Source organism: Neisseria canis (assembly GCF_900636765.1).
In the GTDB taxonomy this organism is placed as follows: Bacteria; Pseudomonadota; Gammaproteobacteria; order Burkholderiales; family Neisseriaceae; genus Neisseria; species Neisseria canis.
The window spans coordinates 1,467,413-1,488,258 of record NZ_LR134313.1 but is presented as its reverse complement, the minus strand read 5'-3'; the positions used below and the strand labels follow the sequence as shown (position 1 = coordinate 1,488,258).

At 44.6% G+C, this 20,846-nt stretch carries 17 protein-coding genes, 5 tRNA genes and 1 pseudogene; 15 read left to right on the top strand and 8 right to left on the bottom strand.

Annotation, left to right across the window (positions count from 1 at the left end; translation table 11 throughout):
* Nucleotides 1-55 precede the first annotated feature (55 nt).
* Nucleotides 56-253 carry a CsbD family protein gene (locus tag EL143_RS07015; protein WP_085415634.1) on the bottom strand — a complete coding sequence of 66 codons (198 nt, stop codon included), beginning with the start codon at nt 251-253 and terminating at the stop codon, nt 56-58.
* 248 nt (nt 254-501) lie between these two features.
* Between EL143_RS07015 and EL143_RS07010 the strand changes: the two genes are divergently transcribed.
* The 5 genes from EL143_RS07010 to trpE all read left to right on the top strand — a co-directional run bounded on the left by EL143_RS07010 (nt 502) and on the right by trpE (nt 5,512).
* Complete coding sequence (locus EL143_RS07010; protein WP_085415635.1) at nt 502-930, top strand: TOBE domain-containing protein; 429 nt, start codon at nt 502-504, stop codon at nt 928-930.
* A 143-nt stretch (nt 931-1,073) separates the two neighbouring features.
* Nucleotides 1,074-1,733, top strand: a complete 660-nt coding sequence (gene cmk, locus EL143_RS07005; RefSeq protein WP_085415636.1) for a (d)CMP kinase — start codon at nt 1,074-1,076, stop codon at nt 1,731-1,733.
* Nucleotides 1,734-1,883: 150 nt separating this feature from the next.
* Nucleotides 1,884-3,563 carry a 30S ribosomal protein S1 gene (rpsA, locus tag EL143_RS07000; protein WP_085415637.1) on the top strand — a complete coding sequence of 560 codons (1,680 nt, stop codon included), beginning with the start codon at nt 1,884-1,886 and terminating at the stop codon, nt 3,561-3,563.
* Between the two features lie 12 nt (nt 3,564-3,575).
* Nucleotides 3,576-3,890, top strand: a complete 315-nt coding sequence (locus tag EL143_RS06995) for an integration host factor subunit beta (protein ID WP_085415638.1) — start codon at nt 3,576-3,578, stop codon at nt 3,888-3,890.
* Nucleotides 3,891-4,036: 146 nt separating this feature from the next.
* Nucleotides 4,037-5,512, top strand: coding sequence for an anthranilate synthase component I (gene trpE, locus EL143_RS06990; RefSeq protein WP_085415639.1), 1,476 nt, complete (start codon nt 4,037-4,039; stop codon nt 5,510-5,512).
* Nucleotides 5,513-5,542: 30 nt separating this feature from the next.
* Here the strand turns inward: trpE and EL143_RS06985 are convergent.
* Nucleotides 5,543-6,519 (bottom strand): annotated as a pseudogene (locus EL143_RS06985) (IS30 family transposase).
* 129 nt (nt 6,520-6,648) lie between these two features.
* Nucleotides 6,649-9,039 (bottom strand): DNA topoisomerase (ATP-hydrolyzing) subunit B, encoded by a 2,391-nt coding sequence (gyrB, locus tag EL143_RS06980; protein WP_085417510.1) that lies wholly within the window; start codon nt 9,037-9,039, stop codon nt 6,649-6,651.
* A gap of 291 nt (nt 9,040-9,330) precedes the next feature.
* On the opposite strand from gyrB, the gene pgsA reads away from it, so the two are divergent.
* The 6 genes from pgsA (at nt 9,331) to EL143_RS06950 (ending at nt 10,731) form a co-directional block, all read left to right on the top strand.
* Nucleotides 9,331-9,894, top strand: a complete 564-nt coding sequence (pgsA, locus tag EL143_RS06975; RefSeq protein WP_085417511.1) for a CDP-diacylglycerol--glycerol-3-phosphate 3-phosphatidyltransferase — start codon at nt 9,331-9,333, stop codon at nt 9,892-9,894.
* A 91-nt stretch (nt 9,895-9,985) separates the two neighbouring features.
* Nucleotides 9,986-10,061, top strand: a tRNA-Gly gene (locus EL143_RS06970).
* Nucleotides 10,062-10,091: 30 nt separating this feature from the next.
* Nucleotides 10,092-10,167 (top strand) — tRNA-Gly (locus EL143_RS06965).
* Between the two features lie 30 nt (nt 10,168-10,197).
* Nucleotides 10,198-10,273: transfer RNA gene (locus EL143_RS06960), tRNA-Gly, on the top strand.
* Between the two features lie 42 nt (nt 10,274-10,315).
* Nucleotides 10,316-10,389 (top strand) — tRNA-Cys (locus EL143_RS06955).
* A gap of 252 nt (nt 10,390-10,641) precedes the next feature.
* A tRNA-Leu gene (locus tag EL143_RS06950) sits at nt 10,642-10,731 on the top strand.
* A gap of 153 nt (nt 10,732-10,884) precedes the next feature.
* Here EL143_RS06950 and EL143_RS06945 read toward each other — a convergent pair.
* From EL143_RS06945 to EL143_RS06925, 5 genes are all read right to left on the bottom strand, one after another.
* Nucleotides 10,885-12,369, bottom strand: coding sequence for an aldehyde dehydrogenase family protein (locus EL143_RS06945; RefSeq protein WP_085417512.1), 1,485 nt, complete (start codon nt 12,367-12,369; stop codon nt 10,885-10,887).
* A 370-nt stretch (nt 12,370-12,739) separates the two neighbouring features.
* Nucleotides 12,740-13,708: a fimbrial protein gene (locus tag EL143_RS06940; RefSeq protein ID WP_085417513.1), complete on the bottom strand. Its 969-nt coding sequence runs from the start codon at nt 13,706-13,708 to the stop codon at nt 12,740-12,742.
* Between the two features lie 31 nt (nt 13,709-13,739).
* Nucleotides 13,740-16,250 carry a fimbria/pilus outer membrane usher protein gene (locus EL143_RS06935; RefSeq protein WP_232001256.1) on the bottom strand — a complete coding sequence of 837 codons (2,511 nt, stop codon included), beginning with the start codon at nt 16,248-16,250 and terminating at the stop codon, nt 13,740-13,742.
* A 30-nt stretch (nt 16,251-16,280) separates the two neighbouring features.
* Nucleotides 16,281-16,997: a fimbrial biogenesis chaperone gene (locus EL143_RS06930; RefSeq protein ID WP_085417516.1), complete on the bottom strand. Its 717-nt coding sequence runs from the start codon at nt 16,995-16,997 to the stop codon at nt 16,281-16,283.
* A gap of 87 nt (nt 16,998-17,084) precedes the next feature.
* Complete coding sequence (locus tag EL143_RS06925) at nt 17,085-17,744, bottom strand: fimbrial protein (protein ID WP_085417514.1); 660 nt, start codon at nt 17,742-17,744, stop codon at nt 17,085-17,087.
* A gap of 728 nt (nt 17,745-18,472) precedes the next feature.
* Between EL143_RS06925 and lysM the strand changes: the two genes are divergently transcribed.
* The 4 genes from lysM to EL143_RS06905 all read left to right on the top strand — a co-directional run bounded on the left by lysM (nt 18,473) and on the right by EL143_RS06905 (nt 20,790).
* The gene (gene lysM / locus EL143_RS06920; protein WP_085416478.1) at nt 18,473-18,949 is read left to right on the top strand and encodes a peptidoglycan-binding protein LysM; all 477 of its coding nucleotides are present in this window, start codon (nt 18,473-18,475) and stop codon (nt 18,947-18,949) included.
* Nucleotides 18,950-19,025: 76 nt separating this feature from the next.
* Nucleotides 19,026-19,463 carry a protein kinase family protein gene (locus tag EL143_RS06915; RefSeq protein ID WP_085416477.1) on the top strand — a complete coding sequence of 146 codons (438 nt, stop codon included), beginning with the start codon at nt 19,026-19,028 and terminating at the stop codon, nt 19,461-19,463.
* Between the two features lie 4 nt (nt 19,464-19,467).
* Nucleotides 19,468-20,250, top strand: coding sequence for a helix-turn-helix transcriptional regulator (locus EL143_RS06910; protein ID WP_085416483.1), 783 nt, complete (start codon nt 19,468-19,470; stop codon nt 20,248-20,250).
* Between the two features lie 93 nt (nt 20,251-20,343).
* Nucleotides 20,344-20,790: a VOC family protein gene (locus tag EL143_RS06905; protein WP_085416476.1), complete on the top strand. Its 447-nt coding sequence runs from the start codon at nt 20,344-20,346 to the stop codon at nt 20,788-20,790.
* The last annotated feature ends 56 nt before the right edge of the window (nt 20,791-20,846 follow it).

The window sequence follows — 20,846 nt, the reverse complement described above, 5'->3', positions numbered from 1 at the left end:
GATAAAACACAAAACCCGCATATCGCGGGTTGTTGATTATCCGGTTGGAAGCGTTTTAATTATCATTAAGCCAATCGTCCAACTCTTTTTCAGCTTTTTCCCTGCTATAACCATAACGTTCTTGAATTCTGCCTGCCAACTGGTCGCGTTTACCTTCGGCCACTTTCCAGTCGTCATCGGTCAAACTGCCCCATTTTTCCTTAGCTTTACCGATAAGTTGTTCCCATTTACCTTCTATTTGGTCCCAGTTCATACAGGCTCCTTTACTTACTAAAAATATTAAAATTATGATTAAAAAATAAACAACACTCTCCAGTGCCTCCTTAACAATAAACCTAACCATATAAATTTTCAACATTTATGAATTTTGATTATTTTTTACATTCCTAAATAACCATTAAAATCATAATTTTAATAAATTGCTTTAATATTTTTTTACTAACATAGTAAGATAACTTTCATTCACTCAATCAAACATATCAAAACAAAGGAATTTCCGGCATGAAAACCAGTGCTCGCAACCAATTGACAGGCATTATCAAAAACATCAAAAAAGGCAGCGTAAACGATGAAATAATTATCTCCCTTTCCGGAGGTCAAGAGTTGGCCGCCATCATTACCTGCGAAAGCTGCCAACAATTGGCACTCAAAATCGGCAACCCCGTTATCGCCTTAATCAAATCAACCAATGTCATCATCGCTACCGATCTCGACCACATCAAACTCTCCGCACGCAATCAGTTAAGCGGCGTCATCAGCGACATTAACCGCGGTACGGTCAATTCCATAATCGAAATCAATTTGGGCGACGGCACCACCCTGAGCGCAGGCATTACCCTAAAAAGCACCGAACAGCTCAATTTAACCGCCGGCCAGCGCGCCACCGCCCTGTTTAAAGCCAGCGACGTCATTCTCGGCGTATTGGCCTAACCAAGCCGACAGACCTGTCTGAAAATGCCTGTCTGAAAACATCCCCTTTTCAGACAGGCATTCCCACCAACCCACACAACACTTCCCAACACAACCGCTTTCCCAGTATCATGCCAAACCATTCAAACCATGCGGAGAACCCCATGAAAACAAGCCAAAAAGTTATCGCCATCGACGGCCCGAGTGCATCAGGCAAAGGCACGGTTGCCTCGCGCGTGGCCGCCGCTTTAGGTTGGGATTATCTCGATTCCGGCGCACTCTACCGCCTAACCGCCCTTTATGCCCGACAAAACAACACCGAATGGCATAACGAACCCGGCGTTGCCGCTTTGGCTGCCAAATTACCCGCCACTTTCGAAGCGGAGCGCATATTGCTCAACGGACAGGACGTCTCATCCGACATCCGCACAGAAGCCATAGGCATGGGCGCGTCCGCCATAGCCGCCCTGCCCGCAGTCAGACAAGCCCTGCTCCAACGCCAACACGATTTCCTCACAGAAAAAGGCTTGGTCGCAGACGGCAGAGACATGGGATCAGTGGTCTTCCCCGATGCCTGTCTGAAAATATTCCTAACCGCCTCAGCCGAAACACGCGCCCAACGCCGCGCCAAACAACTCGGCCTGCCCTGTCAAGGCATAGAATACGACCGCATCCTTTCCGATATCGAAGCCCGAGACGAAACCGACCGCCGCCGCAAAACAGCCCCCCTGCTCCGGCTTCCCGATGCCGAGCTGCTCGACACATCCCATCTCACAATAGAAGAGTCCGTAAAAAAAGTACTTGATTGGTATGAAAAAATTTAAAAACGCTGTATAATGCGCAACTCCTGATGCGGGCAGCATGAAAGCTGCCCGCCAATATTGTATTTACCTTACTTGTTTTGCTAAGGAAAACAAGTTTTTATCCACCTACACCCCGCACGCCTTAGCCGTGTATCGAAAGACTGATATAACATGGAAAATTTTGCCCAGTTATTGGAAGAATACTCAGCCGTACAAGAAATGAACCAAGGTGAAGTCATCACCGCCGAAGTGGTTGCCATCGAAGACAAATTCGTTATCGTAAACGCCGGTTTGAAATCAGAATCCCTGATCGACATCAACGAATTCAAAAACGCCCAAGGCGAAGTTGAAGTAAACGTAGGCGATTTCGTAACCGTAACCATCGAATCAGTAGAAAACGGTTTCGGCGAAACCAAACTGTCTCGCGAAAAAGCCAAGCGCGCTGCCGACTGGATCACTTTGGAAGAAGCCATGGAAAACGGCGACATTCTTTCAGGCGTAATCAACGGCAAAGTAAAAGGCGGCCTGACCGTTATGATCAACAGCATCCGCGCATTCCTGCCGGGTTCTTTGGTTGACGTTCGCCCCATCAAAGACACTTCTCACTTTGAAGGCAAAGAAGTTGAATTCAAAGTAATCAAGCTGGACAAAAAGCGCAACAACGTTGTGGTATCACGCCGCGCCGTTCTGGAAGCCACTTTGGGCGAAGAGCGCAAAGCCTTGCTGGAAAACCTGCAAGAAGGTTCAGTGGTTAAAGGTATCGTTAAAAACATCACCGACTACGGTGCATTCGTTGACTTGGGCGGCATCGACGGCTTGCTGCACATCACCGACTTGGCTTGGCGCCGCGTGAAGCACCCGAGCGAAGTTCTGGAAGTAGGTCAAGAAGTAGAAGCCAAAGTATTGAAATTCGACCAAGACAAACAACGCGTTTCTCTGGGCATGAAACAATTGGGCGAAGATCCGTGGAGCGGTTTGGCCCGTCGCTATCCGCAAAACACCCGTCTGTTCGGTAAAGTATCCAACCTGACCGACTACGGCGCATTCGTTGAAATCGAACAAGGCATCGAAGGTTTGGTACACGTTTCCGAAATGGACTGGACCAACAAAAACGTACACCCGAGCAAAGTGGTTCAATTGGGTGACGAAGTAGAAGTGATGATTTTGGAAATCGACGAAGACCGCCGCCGCATCAGCTTGGGCATGAAACAATGCCAAGCCAACCCGTGGGAAGATTTCGCCGCCAACCACAACAAAGGCGACAAAATCAAAGGTGCGGTTAAATCCATCACCGACTTCGGCGTATTCGTCGGCCTGCCCGGCAATATCGACGGCCTGGTTCACCTCTCTGACTTGTCTTGGAGCGAATCAGGCGAAGAAGCCGTGCGCAAATACAAAAAAGGCGAAGAAGTTGAAGCTGTTGTATTGGCCATCGATGTTGAAAAAGAACGCATCTCTTTGGGCATCAAACAGCTGGAAGGCGACCCCTTCGGCAACTTCATCAGCGTGAACGACAAAGGTTCTTTGGTTAAAGGCACTGTAAAATCAGTTGAAGCCAAAGGCGCCGTGATCGCTTTGGGTGACGAAGTGGAAGCTTACCTGCCTGCTTCCGAATTCGCTGCCGACCGTGTTGAAGACCTGACCACCAAGCTGAAAGAAGGCGATGAAGTTGAAGCCGTAATCGTTACCGTTGACCGCAAAAACCGCAGCATCAAGCTGTCTGTTAAAGCAAAAGACGCCAAAGAAAGCCGTGATGCTCTGAATTCGGTTAATGCAGCTGCCACAGCCAGCGCGGGCACAACCAGCTTGGGTGATTTGCTGAAAGCTAAGTTGTCTGGCGATCAAGAATAATTTAGGTGCATCATGACAAAATCCGAATTGATGATTCGTTTGGCTGAAGTGTTTGCCGCAAAAAACGGCAATCAACTGCAAGCCAAAGATGTTGAGTACAGCGTAAAAGTTTTAGTTGACACGCTGACACGCTCACTGGCCAAAGGCCAACGCATCGAAATCCGCGGATTCGGCAGTTTTGACCTGAACCACCGTCCGGCCCGCATCGGCCGCAATCCTAAAACCGGAGAAAAAGTTGAAGTGCCGGAAAAATATGTTCCGCACTTCAAACCGGGCAAGGAATTGCGCGAGCGCGTGGATCAGGCCATGCTGAACAGCACCAAATAATTCAAACATCAAACGCCGCATCTGCTCTTTAAAGATACGGCGTTTTCTCATGCCCGTTTACCAAATGCCTGTCTGAAAAGAAGCAAACTGCCTAATACGAATCTGCTATACTCGCCAAGTATTCACTTTTTATCACAGTCCACCCCATGATCACCCTACAACAATTTCAAGAACAGGCAAATCAAGGCTATAACCGGATACCTTTGGTTCAAGAATTACTGGCCGACCTGGATACCCCGCTTTCCCTATACCTTAAGCTGGCCAACCGGCCTTTCACCTATTTACTCGAATCCGTAGTCGGCGGAGAGCGGTTTGGCCGCTATTCGTTTATCGGTCTGCCTTGTCAAACTTACCTGAAAGCATCTGGTAATCAAATTAAAGTCTACAATAACGGCGAAGTCGTTGAAGAATACGAAGGCAATCCTTTAACCTTTATAGAATCCTTTCACAGCCGCTTCAACACCCCCGAAATTCCCAATCTGCCAAGATTCACCGGCGGCTTGGTCGGCTATTTCGGCTATGAAACCATTTACCATTTCGAACATTTTGCCCACCGCTTTCAAAATCAGGACAAACCCAATACCATCGGCACGCCCGACATCTTGCTTATGCTTTCGCAAGAATTGGCCGTAATCGACAACCTCAGCGGCAAAATCTACCTTATTGTTTATGCCGACCCCACAGAACCCGACAGCTACGAAAAAGCCCGTAAAAGGCTGGAAGATTTGCGCACCCAGCTTCGCCAAAGCTGCGCCATTCCCCTTTCGCTTGGCAGCCTTAAAACCGAACCCGAACACGAAACCGGAGCAGCACGTTACAAAGAATATGTGCGCCGCATACGCGAATACATCTTAAACGGCGACTGCATGCAGGTTGTTCCCAGCCAGCGGATGAAACTGAAATTTACCGACAATCCGCTTTCGCTCTACCGTGCATTACGCACCTTAAACCCTTCGCCTTATATGTTTTACTACCATTTCGGCGATTTCCATGTAGTCGGCTCGTCCCCCGAAATTCTCGTACGCCGCGAAGGCGACAATATTATCGTCCGCCCGATTGCCGGAACCCGTCTTCGCGGCAAGACACCCGCCGAAGATTTAGCCAACGAACAAGATTTATTGAATGATGCAAAAGAAATTGCCGAACATGTGATGCTGATCGATTTAGGCCGCAACGATGTAGGGCGCGTAAGCCAAACCGGCCAAGTTGCCGTTACCGACAAAATGGTTATCGAACGTTACTCGCATGTAATGCACATCGTCTCCAACGTAGAAGGCACGCTTCAGACAGGCATTACCAATATGCAGATTTTAGCAGCCACCTTTCCTGCAGGCACTTTATCAGGCGCCCCCAAAATACGCGCATTAGAAATTATCGAAGAATTGGAACCGACAAAACGCTGCATTTACGGAGGTGCAGTAGGCTATTGGAGTTTCAACAACGACATGGATTTAGCCATCGCCATCCGTACCGCCGTAATCAAAAACCAAACCCTATATATCCAAAGCGGCGGCGGCATCGTGGCCGATTCGGACGAAGAAGCCGAGTGGCAGGAAACGCAAAACAAAGCCCGCGCAGTATTACGCGCTGCCCAAATGGTGCAAGAAGGATTGGATAAATAAGCAGGTTTTAGACAAACTTAGATTCGAATTTCAAGTGCAACACTCAGACAGTAGAGGTTGGAACCGGTTTAAGAATAAAACACTTGGCGTTTCATAGCCAAGTGTTTTTCTTGGCCTATGGTTCAGTTCATCTTGAACCCTGCGTATCTCCCGATGGCTGATGTTGCGGAAATCGGTTTGTTTGGGGAAATATTGGCGGATGAGTCCGTTGGTATTTTCATTCAGTCCTTTCTCCCAAGAATGGTAGGGGCGGCAAAAATAGGTTTCTGCCTCCAATGCCCGGGCTATTCGGATGTGTCGGTAGAATTCTTTGCCGTTATCCATGGTAATGGTATGGACTCTGGCTTTATGCGCCTTCAATACCTTGATGACGGCGTTGGCAGTGTCTTTAGGCTTTGAAGTTCTTCAACTTGCAGATGATGGTGTAGCGGGTAACCCGCTCGACCAAGGTCAGTAATGCGCTTTTCTGATCTTTGCCTACGACGGTGTCGGCTTCCCAGTCGCCGATGCGGGATTTTTGGTCGACGATGGCGGGTCGGTTTTCAATGCCGACGCGGTCGGGTACTTTGCCTCTGCTCCATGTACTGCCGTAGCGTTTACGGTAGGATTTGCCGGCTATTCTGAGATGCTGCCACCAAGTGCCGCCGTTGCTTTTGTCGTCGCGCAGGTAGTTATAGACGGTGCTGTGGTGGAGTGATTTGGTGGTGCTTGTACAGATAGGCGCACACTTGTTCGGGACTGAGTTTGAGTCGGATGAGGGTATCGATGTGTTGAATCAGCCGGGAATGGAGCTTATAGGGTTTTCGCTTACGCTGTTTGGTAAGCCGGCTTTGCTGTTGGGCTTTTTCGGCGTTGTATGGCTTTTCCTGTGTACTGTGCCGTCTGATTTCGCGGCTGATGGTGCTTTTGTGGCGGTTAAGCTGTTTGGCGATTTCGGTGACAGTGTGGTGGCGGGATAGGTATTGGATGTGGTATCGTTCGTCTTGGGTCAGTTGTGTGTAGCTCATGGCAATCTTTCTTGCAGGAAAGGCCGTATGCTACCGCATACCGGCCTTTTTCTGTTATGGAAAGTTGCACTTCAAATCCGAATCCGCCAGGCATCAAATGTATCGATTTATTGACTCGGCATTTACACTCTACACATCAATATTTTGCGCAATTAATGCGTTATTTTCAATAAATGCACGACGCGGCTCAACCTCATCGCCCATTAGAGTCACGAATACTTCGTCTGCCGCAATAGCATCTTCAATACGAACCTTCAGCAAACGGCGCACTGCCGGATCCATAGTCGTTTCCCAAAGCTGCTCGGGATTCATCTCTCCCAAGCCTTTATAGCGCTGGATAGACATGCCTTTCTGTGCAATTTGCAAAAGAATTTCCAAAGCATCCTCAAAGCTGTCAATGTCATACTCGTTATCACCTTTATACAGCTTGGCATTTTCAGACACCAAGCCTTTCAACAACTCCGAGGTTTGGCTGAGTGTTTGATAAGCCTTACTGTTCAAAAACTTAGGTTCAATATAACTGATTACAACATTACCGTGCAGCTTGCGTGTAATTTTAATAAATACATTGCCTTCTGAGCCGATAATACGCTCCAACACAATTTCTTTTTCATCCAACAGCGGCGTCAATTGTTCAACAGCCTTATCAGCCGCCTGCGGCGACGACAAATCTATCGGCTCTGCAAAAAGCATTGCATGCAAAACCAAATCATCAATTACCCTGCTTTCCTGAGTAATCACCGACTTAGCCTGCAAAAATTGTTTGGCTGCCTTCTCAAGCTCTTCACCTTCTACCACACGGCCATCCGAAACAATTTTCGCTTTATCGACAGCCAAACCGAGCAGAAATTGATCCTTCTCAGCCTCATCTTTCAAATAACGCTCATGCTTCCCGTGTTTTGCTTTATAAAGCGGCGGCTGAGCGATATACACATAACCGCGTTCCACAAGCTCCGGCATTTGGCGGTAGAAAAAAGTCAGCAGCAAAGTTCGGATATGCGCACCATCCACATCAGCATCAGTCATGATGATAATACGGTGATAGCGCAATTTTTCAGGGTTGAATTCTTCTTTGCCGATACCTGCACCCAGCGCAGTAATCAATGTTGCTACTTCCTGACTGGCCAACATTTTTTCAAAGCGTGCTTTTTCAACATTCAGAATCTTACCTTTAAGCGGCAAAATCGCCTGAAATTTACGGTCACGCCCCTGTTTTGCAGAACCACCGGCAGAATCACCCTCCACCAAATAAAGCTCTGATAATGCGGGATCTTTTTCTTGACAATCAGCCAACTTACCAGGCAAACCCAAACCATCCATCACGCCTTTTCTGCGGGTAATTTCACGCGCCTTACGGGCAGCTTCGCGAGCCCTGGCAGCATCAATGATTTTGCCGCAGATAATTTTTGCTTCATTGGGATTTTCTTCCAAAAACTCTGTCAAAGCCTGGCTAATCACTTCATTAACCACAGGGCCTATTTCGCTGGACACTAATTTATCTTTGGTTTGGGATGAAAATTTCGGATCCGGCAGCTTTACTGACAACACGCAGGTCAAACCTTCTCGCATATCATCACCTGCTGTATCCACTTTTGCCTTCTTAGCAATTTCGTTGGTTTCAATATAATTATTGATAGTGCGGGTCATGACTTGACGCAAAGCTGTGAGATGTGTGCCGCCATCACGCTGTGGAATATTATTGGTAAAACACTGCACCGATTCCTGATAGCTGTCGTTCCACTGCATGGCCACTTCTACGCCCATACCGTCTTTCTCTCCGGAGGCGAAAAATATTTTCTCATGCAAAGGTGTCTTTTTACGGTTCATATATTGCACAAACCCGGCTACACCGCCAGAGAAAGCGAAGTTTTCGTGTTTTCCGTCCCGTTGGTCAAACAGCTCGATGTCTACACCGTTATTCAAAAAAGACAATTCCCGGATACGTTTAGCCAGGATATCAAAACTATATTCAACATGACCAAATGTTTCTTCACTCGCTAAAAAACACACCGTAGTGCCTTTTTTGTCTGAAGGGCCGACTTCTCTCAAAGGCTCTTCCGCCACTCCGTTCACAAACTTAACGAAATGCTCTTTACCGTCCCTATGTATAGTCAGAGTAACCCAATCAGAAAGCGCATTGACAACAGACACACCCACGCCATGTAAACCGCCGGAAATTTTATAGCTGTTATTATCAAATTTACCACCCGCGTGAAGCACCGTCATAATTACCTCTGCAGCCGAGCGCCCCTCTTTCGGATGAATTCCGGTAGGCATGCCTCGGCCATTGTCTTCCACACTGATAGAATTATCAGCATGAATAATGACATTGATTTTATCGCAATGCCCTGCGAGCGCCTCGTCAATCGCATTATCCAGCACCTCAAACACCATATGGTGCAAACCTGAGCCGTCTTGCGTATCACCAATATACATACCGGGGCGTTTCCGCACCGCTTCCAAGCCTTCTAAAACCTGAATGCTTTCCGCGCCGTATTCTTCTCGTTGCTGGTCGGTCATAATAAATAATTCTTTGAATCTAAAAGTGGTTTATATGGCATCTGCGTGCAAGAAAGCAACACAAATATAGTAAATTGGAACTTTTATATTATAACTTATTTTGAACATCACCGCAGGCGGAAATAAACACTAACATTTATCTGTCAAGTCAAACACACATTCAGATTTTTTTCGAAAAATTCCCACTTTCCAACAAACACCATCTAATCCGTTATAATACATAAAATTATTCAGACAGGCATTTATCAAAATATGCCTGTCTGAAAGTGACCTAGCTAGAGAACATTAATCATGCCATGGAACATACCTATATTTCTAACTTGGATGCGCATACTGCTCATCCCTGTTTTTACAGCCTTATTTTACCTTCCTCACAATTGGATTAGCCCTCAAACCATCAATTGGTCTGCTGCCTTCATTTTCACAGCCGCCGCGGTTACCGACTGGTTCGATGGTTTTTTAGCCCGCAGATGGAAGCAGACATCAGATTTCGGCGCTTTCTTAGACCCGGTAGCCGACAAATTGATGGTAGCTGTTGCGCTGATTCTACTAGTCAAGCTAGACCGCACACTTGCCCTTTTCGCCATGATCATCATCGGAAGAGAAATTACCATTTCAGCATTACGCGAATGGATGGCGCAAATGGGTAAACGAGGCAGCGTAGCAGTAGCAACCATAGGCAAATTTAAAACAACAGCCCAAATGGCAGCCATTCTGTGTTTACTGATAGGCTTAGACAATTTCTATGGCTTAAACCTCTTAATCATAGGCAACATCCTGATGTTTATTGCATCCGTATTAACCATCTGGTCAATGTTTTATTACTTAAAAATGGCTTGGCAGGAAATCCGTTAAAAAAATTAAACCAATCTCTTGACACAAATTTTAAAATATTTATAATGGCGTCTTCTTTTGCAGACAGCCTTGCTTCTGCATTACGAACAAAGCGGGAATAGCTCAGTTGGTAGAGCGCAACCTTGCCAAGGTTGAGGTCGCGAGTTCGAGACTCGTTTCCCGCTCCAAACATTCCATAATTATCGAATATGCCCAAAGCGGGAATAGCTCAGTTGGTAGAGCGCAACCTTGCCAAGGTTGAGGTCGCGAGTTCGAGACTCGTTTCCCGCTCCAAACATTCCATAATTATCGAATATGCCCAAAGCGGGAATAGCTCAGTTGGTAGAGCGCAACCTTGCCAAGGTTGAGGTCGCGAGTTCGAGACTCGTTTCCCGCTCCAAATTCCAAACAGCTTAATTTTATTAAAGCTGTTTTTGAATATGGCGAGATGGCAGAGTGGTTATGCAGCGGCCTGCAAAGCCGTGGACGCCGGTTCGATTCCGACTCTCGCCTCCAAAATTTGTTTATACATCCGGTTTACGGCGGGGTGGCAGAGTGTTTATGCTGTGAGGGGTGCAACCTTCATATAGGCCGGTTAAAATCCGCGCCCCCGCCTCCAAAATTTGTTTATACATCCAGCTTACGGCGGGGTGGCAGAGTGTTTATGCTGTGAGGGGTGCAACCTTCATATAGGCCGGTTTAAATCCGCGCCCCCGCCTCCACACCTTTATTAAGGCTGCCATAAGCAGCCTTAATAAATAAGTAATCGCCCGGGTGGTGAAATTGGTAGACACAACGGACTTAAAATCCGTCGGCCCTAATACGGCTGTGCCGGTTCGATTCCGGCTCCGGGCACCACTTTAAACAAGCATTTGAATTTTTTTCAAATGCTTGTTTTTTATCTTTAAGAAAATTAATTCAACTTAAATACCTACAAAAAAGCTGTCTGCAACATAGTTGGCAGACAGCTTTTTTCAGACAGGCATATCACATTATGCCTGTCTCACCCAATCAATACATGCCTTCGCGCTCTTCGCGTGTGCTGATATAGATGTTTTTCACCTGTGTATATGCAGCAAGCATCATTTTATGGGTTTCACGACCGATACCAGATGTTTTGTAACCACCAAACGGAGCACCTGCCGGCAAGCGGTTATAGCAGTTTACCCAAACCCTACCTGTTTCCAATGCACGGGAAACGCGGAGGCAGCGGTTGATATCTTTACTCCAAACTGCACCACCCAAACCGTACTCGGAATCGTTGGCCATTTTGATCACTTCTTCTTCGGTCTTGAACTTAATTACTGTTGCTACCGGACCAAAAATCTCTTCTTGCGAAATACGGTCATCATTACTGTCAGAAGCAATCAGGGTTGGCTCAACGAATTCGCCTTTACCTAATTCGCCACTTTCAATTTTCTTTCCGCCAGTAATAATGCGGGCACCTTCCTGTTCTCCAATCTTCACATATTTCAGAATAGTGTCCAATTGACCGGCGTTCACTTGTGCGCCCATTTGAGTGTCATCTTCCCATGGCAAGCCAACTTTCACTTTCTTGAACTCTTCTGCCAAAGCATTCACAAATTTATCGTAAATACCTTCTTGAACGAAGATACGAGAGCCTGCGCAACACACTTGGCCTTGGTTAAACAAAATACCTTTTTGAGCCCCTTCTAAAGCTTTATCGAAAGGCATATCGTCAAAGAAGATATTGGCAGACTTACCACCCAATTCCAAAGTGGCGGGAACCAGCATTTCGGCAGCCGCAATACCTACGCGACGACCTACGGCAGTTGAACCGGTAAACGCCAGTTTATTGAAACCTTTGTGATGCAGCATATATTCGCCGGATTTAGAACCTTTGCCGGTAATAATGTTTAATACACCTTTAGGCAACAAATGATTCACTTTCTGTGCGAACGACAACAGGCTCAGTGAAGTACTGCTAGAGGGGTGAATCACAATAGTACAACCTGCCGCCAGAGCCGGAGCGATTTTCCAGGCGGCCATCAAGAACGGGAAATTCCATGGAATAATCTGGCCAACTACGCCGATCGGTTCACGCAAAACAATTGATAAATCTTCTTCGTCCAACTGATTGCAAGTACCCTCTTCACCGCGGATTACGCTGGCAAAGTAACGGAAATGATCAGATGCCAAAGGAATATCGGCGGCACGTGTTTCGCGGATCGGTTTACCGTTATCCAGCGTTTCCTGCAAAGCAAATAACTCGGCGTTTTCATCAATCACATCAGCTATTTGGTTTAAAATCAAAGCACGCTCGGTAGCAGTGGTTTTTTTCCAAGTCTTGAACGCCTCTTGCGCTGCTGCTACTGCGGCATCTACATCTTCGTTGCTGGCATCCACAAATTTTGCCAACTCTTCATTGTTAGCCGGATTGTACGAAGCCATCAACTCGCCTTTGGTGCCTTTAGTCCATTCACCGTTAATCAGAAGGCCGTATTCTTTATCAAATACATTCAAGTTTTTTGCCATAATAATTCTCCTTCAATTTTGTAATGGTTTTGTCAAAATGCAGCCGCCCTTGCTCAGATAAATTCAGGGTGCTGAAAACAGCTTAGTCTTTTTTAAAACTTGTTTCAAGTTCAATCATGTTGTTCCATAAATATTACACTGCTATTGATATTGATTTTATTATATATTTTATCTGGCATTTCCTGCAAAAATCCCATTTTACAAAGCTTTCATCTCTGCTTTTTTCAATATGTAAAGTTTTGTTTCTTTCACTTTCTGCATAGGAAATGCCTGTCTGAAAAGTTTTCAGACAGGCATTTCCTATGCAGCCCCTATTTTTTTAAAGAGCAATCACATAATATCCCATATGCAAATTATGCTCTTGTTCAACCTAATAATAAGTCAACGATATCATTACAGCAGCATTAACTTTCCCAGAAGAAATTTTCCCATCTTTATTGATATAATTGGCCACCAATTCAAGACTGTCTTTCTTTTCTTGCATATTCAGCGCCCACCTATGCCCTGCAAACTTAACATCTCTGACCGGTCCGTATTTCAAAGCATTTCCCGGCTGATGCTTTCTGTATAATTTAATCCCAACACCTTTGGCACTTCCTTTTGAGGGTTCAATACTTAAAATATCACTTGTATTCAAAAGATTGTTCATATCAGTAAGCGCAGCAACAGCCTCCACTCCATCATCGCAGTTCAAACGGATTTTTACTTCCCCTCCTTTAGCTTCTCTTCCTAAAAAGCTGATTTGACTAAGACTGATACTCTGCAAACCAATAATTTGATTCAAGTCGGCAGCGTCCACCCTGCAAGTTTTTAATTTTATTGTTGCCTTAACAGGGCTCACCACAATATTCTTGATTTGATTGCCTATCTTGATCTGGGCAATCGGTGAAGTACCGTTTGATACCTGATAAACGCCTGCGTTCGGACGTCCTAACACTCGGTATTTCAATTGGATATCAACTGGATTTTGATGGTTTGCCGGATTGGTCTCGCCAATTTTAACCCACTCACCCCAGTTCAAACTTTGCTGATTGAGTTTGAAATCGACACCGATACTGTTATCCATGCCGATAACTTTATAAAGTTGGTTATCAGCGCCTCCTACCGGCAAAACCATTGCTGTCTCAGGGATACGGGCATAGATAGCGGTTTTTTCTTCACTTTTATCCGACAATATAATCTGCTGATTGGTGCCGCACAACTCTCCAACTGAATCTTCCTCTCTATATTCTATTTCACACTTTCCCACAGATAAGGTAATGGGTTCTTCCGCCCAACAAGAAGTAGAAAATAATGCCGAAGCGAAAACAGCAGGAAAAACCGTAAAGTGTTTTTTCATTATTCTTCCTTATTCCACATAGCCTTATGAGCTAAAACACGCATTTTTCAGAATAAATATTATATTTGGGTTTAAGCTGATTCAAATTGTATGAAAGTGTGCATTTGTCTTTCTTATGTTCGCCCCAAGTGACCGTGAGTTTTCCTGACGGCCGAATATTTTTCACAAATAAGCGACCATCTTGCACACTATAGCCAACAACTTCACCTTGCTCATCTAACACCTCTGCGGCCATCGGCGGAAAAGATCCGTCCTCCAGTTGAGTATCGAAATAAACAATCTTATCTTTCTTTGCGGCCATATCGATAAAACCTACAGTATTGGCCCGGGGTATTATTGCTTTTTCCGTAGCAGAAAGTTCAATATCATCAGGCAAATATTCCGCATCAACACCAATAAAATTAGAACGGTAAGGAGTTAAAGACGCGACTACGCCATAACCCCACCTATCCAACTTACTGCCATTTCCGTTTTTTATCGGTACACCTGAAGCACCTTTTGCCCGAACCAGCGCAAAAGTGTCACTTAAATCATGATTTAATGTGAGTCCATAGGGATGAATGACCACAGCGCCTGTCAAATTGTAGGAAATTTGACTGTTATCTCTGTTGCCACTTATACCTACTCCTGTTTCTACAAACGGAAAACGATAATTAGCATGAGCACTATATTGCGCTTCTCCCATGTTTGGCTTACCGAGAGATATTCCGTAATTGAACTGATTATGTGAGCCCGCATGACCATTTAAAGCAATCCGTGAGTACGCTTGGTCACGATTGGTTCTGCTATGCGAAGAACTCAACCAAACATTGCGCGTCGTGCCAACATCAAACGGAATAGATAAAGTGAGAAATGCCTGTTTATCTTGCTTACCGGTATCTAGATTTTGTTTTTGAGAAAAACCCAAGTGATATTGCATACTGCGGTATGAATTACCGTATCCCAACTGATATTCATGCTGATATCCGCTTCTATGCCAATATTTTTTCGAAATACCGCTTACATACAAGCTTCCAAGCCCGCTTCCTAAATATTGGCTTACAGAAACTTGATACTGACTTTTCAAAGCATCATGATAAACATCACCAAATCCCGCGTTTTGCTCATTCAAATACACAGCATTTTGCAAATCATCAGAATGTTTGGAGAAATACTGCTTCATACCGATTTGCAGTAATGTATCGGTTGTGGGAATTGTCTTATTATAAGAAACTCGGAGATGCGGACTGTTTCTACTCCGTTTGTCGGCATCCGTTAACCTAGAAACAATAAAATCTGTTGAAAGCGAACCTATTTTGCCGCCCCACACTGTTCCGAACAAACTAGATACATAATTGTTGGTAGCTGTAACACCGCTTTGTAAGGTGAGATGATTATTCAAACCATATTGAAGAGAACCTTGCACAACCGCTGAATCATAAACCTTTTTATTTTCCCGGTACTTCCCCGCTGTCAATGTATAGCGGCTTCTTCCCGGACGCAGCATACGGTGTGTGCTGGCAAACGGAACAGTAAACAAACGGCGCATTCCGTCGGACTCAATAACTTCCACTTGAAGCTCTCCAGAATAAGAGCCTAAGTTTAAATCATTAATCACAAACGGACCGGGAGCAACTGTTGTTTCATAAACAACTTGGTTATTATGAGAGACCCTGACCTGTGCATTACTATTGGCAACTCCTTGAATCTCCGGCGCATAGCTTCGTAGCGAATCGGGCAACATACGGTCATCCGAAACCAAAGCAACACCACGAAGACCAAAGCCGTCCATCACATCGCTTCTAGAGAAAAAATCCCCAACTAAAAAACGGCCTTTCAAAGCATCCAGATCATGTTGCGCATACAGTTCATGGTGTTGATATTCCGCACCTTTACCACTCATCCAAGATTGCGCACCCTGCTGCCTTAAAGACCAGCCTCCAGCGTTTATACCGGATCTAATACCCAAATATTGCTGCCGGTTACTCTGACTGTTTTCTGAATTGTATTGATATCCACGAAAATCATAGCGAACAAACGCGGCCGTAATGCCGTTTTGCCAACGGGAAGGTGGAATATAATCGACTGGATGAGCCACCATTAAGGCTTGAGGTATTTCCACATTTAATCGCTGCTCAGATATATTAAATTTTAATTTAATACCGGGCAAAGCTTTAACCGCGCTCACACAAGCATCAGCATCGGGCTCTAAAACCACAGCTTCTGGTTTAAGCTCCAACAGATTGCGCAAGTTTTGGGACCAACACAGCCCTGATATAGGCGCTTTATCATTTTCGACAAATTTAATTAATGAGTTTCCGCGAAACTTTCCATTAACATAAATATCAGAATAATATTCCCCTGCCGCAATCGGCGTGCCGTATTTAAAACGATTTGTATCAACCGGAGCTTGATTTATACTGGTTTTAAAAAAAGATGTATCAAATTCAGCCTCAACCTCGTCTGCTGCATAAGCGAATGAAGATAAAGCCAATGAAATAGTTGAACTTAAAATCGTTAAGCAATGATTTCTTTTCATTTTTCCCCTTTCAGAAAATTTCATTGCCTTTATTTATAATAAAGTAGTTTAATTTTAGTATTGTAAAGCGCTACGGCCTTTCTGAGAGCCTCCATAATCATTAATCAAATGCCATTCTACTGAATCGGCCTGCAAAGGCTGTTTTGGCAATTGGAATGAGTGTTCAGAAAAAGGGGCTACCATGCCTCCTTCCTCCAAATCCTGCTGTGCGGCATTTTTAGCTAATAAACTCAACCCCGAATAAGTAATGAAATAAGGTGTAGGATTTTTAGCAACCAGCTTTTTATCAATAATATGCCAAGTTACTTTTTCATATGCATTATTAACGCTATATGGCAGATTGGCAGGCCTAAAGAAAAACTTCAAACGGCTTCTTACAGCAAACTGTATATAATTGCCGCTTTCGGCTAACTGTTCTTTTTTCGGTTTGGGCGGAACATCCAAAATATTCAAATAAAACAAAGTTTCCCTATCCTGTGCGAGAGGTTCACCGGTATAACGGATGCGTAATGTTTGTCGCGTATCTGCCTCAATCCTTGTCACAGGAGGCGTAATGATGAATGGTGCTTTTTTGCCCGTTTCAACAGCATTGAATTCCGAAAAATCCAGCCACGATTGGATTAAAGACGGCGCTGTTCCAGTGTTTTGCAACTGAACCGTTGTTATCGGTTTATCTGCATTAAAAACAACTCTGGTTGTGCCGATTACCACATTTGCCTGCGCAGACAATGCAGCCAATCCCATAACAAAGCCTATTAATATTTTTCTCATAATCATTTTTCACCGTGTGTTTTAAAAAATACTCTCCCTACTTCGCTTTGGTAGGGAGAGTAGCGAATATTTTACTATTGTTTATGTTTATTGGTAATCGAAACCAAACGGAACAGTTGTAAATACAACACCAGGCTCTACTGTACCGTTAGCATAATATTGCGCAGTAAAATCAAAAACCGGATCTGAAGAAGCAGCCAATTGTTTAATTTCAACTTCCTGTTCATTTGCCGATTTACGGAGGTCAATCTTATTACCGCTTGCATTCAAAAGCTGAACTTCCACATTTTTAGCTTTATTGGCAGCTGAGGAGTTATCAACCAAATTACCAGTATTCTGATTAATGGCATGATGGTCATTCAAAAAGTAGATTTTTACGCCTGTCTTACGATCACCTTCTTTATCAGCCACAACAGGGCAGTTTGTTAACTGCAAAGTAAATTTTGTTTGACCGGCAACTTGGCCTTCTTTCTTCAAAAGATTGCTTTCTACTCTTGGAAGCTCAACGTTACGCTTTACTGAATTTGTTTCAATATAGCATGAACTAGCGTAAACAAGACCGCTAAAATTAATCATGCCTTGAGTTTTTCCACTACTTTCAATTTTTGAAACAGGAGCACTAACACTTGGAGCAACTGCCTCTTTATCACCATGAATTTCAACACTATGCTCAGTATTATCAGCAAAAACCGGCATAGAAACAGCAAAAATAGAAGCCAAACATAGAGTTTTTAATGTTTTATTCATACGACATCTCCCTTAGATTATTAAATATCATATTTAAAGAATGAATTATATATATTAAAAATCAAACATCATATATACAATTGGTAGAATCCAAGATAACTGTTCTTAGATGAATGAATTATCCAATATCGGAATTTGTATTGTCAACCTAAAAATCAACATTTTTTTGCAATTGTTAAAAAAAACAAACATTAAAAATAAATTTTTAACAAAATAAAACCTTTAAAAAGATTAAAAATAATAACTTTTGTTATTATTTTTAATAATATCAACCAACCAATCTATAATAAATATGATATTTAGTATACAAATATCATATTTAATCAAGAAACATTAAGATCACACTAAATATTTTATCTAAAAATTCAAAATATAATAACTTAACAAAATATTAACAATTGTTACCAATAAACATACAATTTCCCAAACCTTTGTAAAGCAAACACAAGCCATTGTCACAGCCTGGTAACAAACAATGGATAAATGCTGAAAAATATCGGTTTATCTGTATAGCTTTCTGGTCAAAGCAGATACTTCCCTTTTTTACTTTAAAAAATGCCTGTCTGAATTTTTTCAGACAGGCATTTTTGCCCGCGCTTTCGAATAGTTTATTTTATGTAAAACAAAGTAATACCCCGTTGTAATGCTTGCCAAACTTAATTGAGCATATAATCATGCACAAACCCGGTGCGCCGGATTTTTCAAACAATATATTTAAGGAGTCAAAAATGGGCTTGTTTAGCTTCATCAAAAACGCAGGTGAAAAACTGTTTGGTAAAGACGAAAAAGAAGTGGCCGCCGCTGCCGCTGCCAATATGGCAGAATTAAACCAAAAAGCTGCGACTGCCATCCAAACCTATATCGAAAAACAGAATCTCGGCCTGAGCGGATTAAGCGTTGCTTTCGATGGAGCCAGCGGCAAGGTAACTCTAAGCGGGTCTGCACCTTCTCAGGAAGCGGCAGAAAAAGCGGTTTTGGCTGCGGGCAACGTAACCGGTGTATCCGATGTTGAAAACAAGCTTTCATATCCTGCTGCTGCCGAAGCCCAGTATCATGACGTAGTCAGCGGCGACACCTTATCCGCGATTGCTAAAAAATACTATGGTGATGCCAACCAATACATGAAGATTTTTGAAGCCAACAAACCCATGTTGAGCGACCCGAACAAAATCTACCCGGGTCAAAAACTGCGTATTCCACAATAAAGCCGCAATATATCCAAGCCGTTTGAAACCTTTCAAACGGCTTTTTTGCCCGCCGATAATTCACAGGATGCCTGCTATGAAATTTCCTACACATCTTTTACGCCCACACTACGCCGTTTTGCTTGGCTTACCTGATAATGCTTCCTTAACCATACCGCTGCACCCATTCAAATGGCACGAAGACTATGACGAAGAAGAAACCGAAATCCGTCTCGACAGCATCAGGCTGCCTTCGCTCCAACCGGAGGATTTAATCGGCCGAACCTTCCGATTTCCCCTTAATGATGCAGCAGCCACCCGAACCACGCCCTATATCGACGGATCCATTTATCTGGATAATGTGCACCATCCGATTGATATCGAATCCTTAACTTTCCAAGCCAATGCTGACGGCAGCGTTTCCGTTACCATCAAGGGCGTTTATCGTTTTGAATGCGAAGGTTTGGAAGATTATGTTGACACACCTTTTACCTTAACCACCACTGTCGGCTTTACAGAGCCTGATGAGGGCTAATTTTATGCTTTCGCTAGAAGAGGTAACCGCCCATATCAGAGCCTGTCTGAAAGACAATCCCACACCTGCCGATATTGCCGCACACTTCGGCTACAGCCGCTTCTATCTCAGCCGCTGGTTTCATTTTCAGACAGGCATTTCCATGCGCGACTACATTGCCGCCCTCAAAATCGAACAAGGCATCGAGCCCTTAGTTGAAGGCAAAAGCATTATCGAATCGCAACTGGAAGCCGGCCATGCCAGTGCAGGCACATACAGCCGGCGCTTCCATTTGCACACAGGCCAAACCCCGCGCGACTACCGCAACCAGGCAGCAGCCGTAAGCCGCATTTTTAACGAACAGGTTTCCGATCACACCTCCCGCGCCCTTCCCCATTACAGCTTCGAGCCTGAAAAACACCTGCAACCGCATCCTCTCAGCATCTCCATTTCAGGCGCAAATCCGCACAGCGTAGTATTTGCCGGCCTGTTTCCCGAGCCTATCCCCCGCGGAGTACCCATAGTCGGCAATGCCTTATTCCATACCAGAAGTTTCTCAATCCGCAATGTGCCCAACGGTATTTATTACCTGCTCGGTTGCGAAATCGAACCCAGCCTCAACCCTTTGCACTATTTCCGCCTCGACCACTGCCTGCGCGGCATCCACCCCGAACCCATTTGCTTTCCTTTGGCCGCTCCGCTTAAAGTAAGCTTAAACATGCGTCCCTTCCAATCCAGCGATCCGCCGATTACCGTCAATCTGCCCAAGCTGCTGTTTGAATTTATCAAAGCCCAGCGCAATCCGTGATAAATAGCTGTTCTTTAAATACCTTACTATTGCCGCAAGGCCTGTCTGAAAACAAACGGGCTTCTCCCAATCAAACCACACAAGGAGAACACCATGAAATTCATTCCATATCTTTACTTCAACGGCGATTGCGCCGAAGCCATTGAATTCTACGCGCAACTTTTCAGCGGTAAAATAACCGATCGTTATACATACAACGATATGCCGCCTGAACCCGATATGCCGCCCTTATCCGAATCCGATAAACAAAAAATCATGTATGCCCAGTTAACAATCGGTTCGCAAACCTTAATGGCATCCGACATTGTCTCCGAGCTATGCGCCACAGGCAGCGGCTATCAGAAACCTCAAGGTATGCAAATCAACATCAGCGTTGATACCCCTTCAGAGGGCCGGCGCATTTTCGATGCCCTGGCAGAAGGCGGTACAATCGAAATGCCGTTTGAAGCAACTTTCTTTTCCCGAGGCTTCGGTATCGTTACCGACCGCTTCGGCACGCCCTGGTCAATAGACAGCGGTGACGCAGGGCTTGGCCAATAAGGCTACCTCTTTCATCCAATCAACACAAAACAATGCCTGTCTGAAGCTTTTTTCAG